Source organism: Dietzia sp. CW19, assembly GCF_014145265.1.
Classification (GTDB): domain Bacteria; phylum Actinomycetota; class Actinomycetes; order Mycobacteriales; family Mycobacteriaceae; genus Dietzia; species Dietzia natronolimnaea.
The window spans coordinates 1-3,098 of record NZ_JAALEE010000346.1 but is presented as its reverse complement, the minus strand read 5'-3'; the positions used below and the strand labels follow the sequence as shown (position 1 = coordinate 3,098).

Annotated in this window: 2 protein-coding genes and 2 pseudogenes; 1 reads left to right on the top strand and 3 read right to left on the bottom strand. The window is 71.5% G+C overall.

What is annotated here, in order from left to right:
• A pseudogene (locus G6021_RS10745) lies at positions 1-529 on the bottom strand (lipid-transfer protein); the annotation flags it as partial.
• Between the two features lie 9 nt (positions 530-538).
• A complete protein-coding gene (locus tag G6021_RS10740; RefSeq protein WP_304816676.1) occupies positions 539-1,579 on the bottom strand; it encodes an OB-fold nucleic acid binding domain-containing protein in 1,041 nt (346 codons plus the stop codon).
• A gap of 89 nt (positions 1,580-1,668) precedes the next feature.
• Between G6021_RS10740 and G6021_RS10735 the strand changes: the two genes are divergently transcribed.
• The gene (locus tag G6021_RS10735; protein ID WP_182641266.1) at positions 1,669-2,703 is read left to right on the top strand and encodes an LLM class F420-dependent oxidoreductase; all 1,035 of its coding nucleotides are present in this window, start codon (positions 1,669-1,671) and stop codon (positions 2,701-2,703) included.
• Between the two features lie 52 nt (positions 2,704-2,755).
• Here G6021_RS10735 and G6021_RS10730 read toward each other — a convergent pair.
• Positions 2,756-3,098, bottom strand: a pseudogene (locus tag G6021_RS10730) (hypothetical protein); the annotation flags it as partial.

Sequence of the window (3,098 nt, the reverse complement as noted above, 5' to 3'; positions counted from 1 at the left end):
CCCTGCCGGTGGCGCGGGCGGCCACCGAGGCCATCTCGCCCTCGGACCACTTGCCCGCGTCGATCCCCGCGCGGGCCTGCAACGCGGCCATGTGGTGGCGGCCGGGCCACAGCGGGGCCACGGTGTACGGGTCGAGCTGCAGCGCCAGCGCCGAGTCGAGGTCGGTGCTCGCCGAGGCCTTGCCGAACCCGTAGACCAACGCGGTGTCGGCCTGGCCTGTGGCGATCTTGAGGTAGGCCTCGAAGAACGCCCAGGCGGCGTCCATCTCCACGTGCGACTCGCAGATGGGGGGGAACGCGCCGATGGTGTCGACGGCGGAGATGAAGGAGAAGGCCCGGCCGGCGAGGTAGTCCGAGGAGCCGGAGCACCAGAACTCGATGTCGGTCCGGTCCAGCCCGGTCTGCCGGTAACACTCGGCGAAGACGGGCGCGAGCATCTCGACACCGTTGGTGGTGCCGAAGGTGGACTCTGTGTGTCGGGCGTGGGCGAAACCGACGACGGCCACGTCCCGGGGTGCGGTGGGGGTCACGGGTGTCCTCTACAGGTGATCGGCGTAGGTGTCGGGGTCGGCGTCGGGATCGCCGGTCGGCTCGAAGTGCGTGATGGCCTTCATCGAGGCAGGGCGGTCGGCCTCGGGTGTCCAGACCGCGCGCACCCGCATACCCATGCGCACCTCGGAGGCCTCGCAGCCGAGAACCAGGTGCTGGATGGGGACGTCGGACCCGTCCAGGAGGATGTACGCGGTGACGTACGGGGGCGTGATCTCCTGGCCGGCGAACGGCACGTTGACGATGCCGAACGTGGTGACGGTGCCGACGCCGGAGACCTCCACGTACTCGCCCATGGCCACCCCGTCGGAGGGGCAGTAATCGCGCGGCGGGACGTAGACCTCGGGTCCGTTGGAGCGGCGCCGCCCTAGTACACGGCCCTGCACGATGGCCCGGAGGAACTCGCTCTCGGCGGGACCCGCGGTGTGGGTCACCGAGAGCCCGATCGGGGTGACGACCATGGTGACGGGCTCGTCCCCGGAGGGCTGCGGGACCTCGTCGTCGTCGCCCTGATCGGTGCCGCCCGGGTCGTCCCCACCCGCCACGTCCACGGGGACCACGCACGCGATGTCGTGGATGGTCCCGGTCCGCTCGGCGGACCACCGTAGCCGCACGCGCATCCCCGAGCTCACGTCCTCGGGGCCGTCGGCGGCGAGGGGCAGCAGGATGGCGGTGTCGGCGCCGTCGAACCGGACCAGGGCCCAGGCGAACGGCGAGTCGAGCGGGTTGACGTCGGTGGGTTCGGGAACCCAGGTCCAGACGACGACGACGCCGTCGATCCCGGTCCCGGAGCCCACCTCGACGAAGTCCGTCAGGGCCTCGTGCGTGTGGGGGTCGAACTCCACCGGCGGCAGGTGCACGGCGCCGCGGGAGTCGCGGACCCCCACGAGTCGGCGGTCGCGCAGGCCGGTGAAGAACGCGCCCAGGACCGGTCCGGTCGACCGCGTGTAGTCGAAGGACGGGGCGAGCGGGGCCTCGAGCACGGCCTCGTCGGGCGGGGTGATGTCGACAACGATCTCTCTGGATGTCACGCCACAAGTAGAACACGTTCCACTGAGCCGTGTGTGACTTTTCGTGAGCCGGACACCGTCGTGGGGCGGTCTGGGTCACACTGGTCCCCATGAAATTCGCCTTGCAGCTCGGATACTGGGGCGCCCAGCCGCCCACCACCCACGCCGACCTCGTGGTGGCCGCGGACAGGGCGGGGTTCGACACCGTCTTCACCGCCGAGGCCTGGGGTTCGGACGCGTTCACCCCGCTCGCCTGGTACGGCTCGCTCACCGAACGCATCCGCTTGTCCACGGCGGTGGTGCAGCTGTCCGCCCGGACGCCCACGGCCACCGCGATGAGCACCATGACCCTGGATCACCTCTCCGGCGGCCGGTTCTGCCTGGGTCTGGGCGTCTCCGGTCCGCAGGTGGTGGAGGGTTGGTACGGCCAGCCGTTCGCCAAGCCGCTGGCCCGGACGCGGGAGTACATCGACATCATCCGCGCGGTGCTCCGCCGCGAGGCCCCCGTGACCTCCGACGGTCCGGCGTACGCCCTGCCCTACCAGGGACCGGACGCCTCCGGGTTGGGTAAGCCTCTCAAGTCGATCCTGCACCCGCTGCGTGAGGACGTGCCCATCTGGCTGGGCGCCGAGGGGCCCAAGAACGTCGCACTCGCCGCCGAGATCGCCGACGGATGGCTCGGCTTCCTGGCCTCGCCCCGCACGGCCCACGAGTTCAACGCGTGGCTCGACGAGGGCTTCGCCCGACCCGGCGCACGGCGGACCCGGGAGGACTTCGAGGTGGCGTTCCTGTGCCAGCTTCACATAACGCAGGATCGGCGCGCGGTCCTCGACGCGTACAAGCCGTTCACCGCGCTCTACGCCGGCGGCATGGGCGCGGAGGAGAAGAACTTCCACGCCGAGGCGTTCCGCCGGATGGGCTTCGCCGACGACGTCGACCGCATCACCGAGCTGTTCCGCTCCGGGCGCAAGGAGGAGGCCGCGGCGGCGGTCCCGGACGAGATGGTCGAGGCCACCGCGATCATCGGCGACGAGGACTCGGTGCGGTCGCAGATCGCCGAGTGGGAGGCCGCGGGTGTGACCATGCTCGTGGTGACGGCCCGCTCGGTGGAGGAGATAGAGTCACTGAGCCGGTTGATGGACTGATCACCGGCGGGACGGTCCGCGGGAGGGGCGGCCGAGGGGTTCCGCCGGTCGGTCAGCGGGGCGGGTTGACGCGCACCGGCTCGCCGGCGTGGTCCACCACGAGGAAGCCGTTCTGGTGGACGTCGTTGCTCACGTGGACGGTGTAGCTCGGTCGCCCGGCGTCGTCCGCCGAGACGCTGAGGAAGGCCCCGGCCTCGCCGTCGATCCCGAGGGTCTCCGCCGCGCCGGCGACCACCGGCGCGATCAGGGCGGCGTCGAGGTCCGCCAGACGGAACGACTCCTCGCGGGTGCTGGGGCTGTCGGCCCACCCCGACCAGCCGCCGCGGTACAGCTGGCGCAGCGTCCGGCTGGGGTGCTGCGGGTCGGTCCAGGCCAGCACCGCGTGCTCGGGGTGA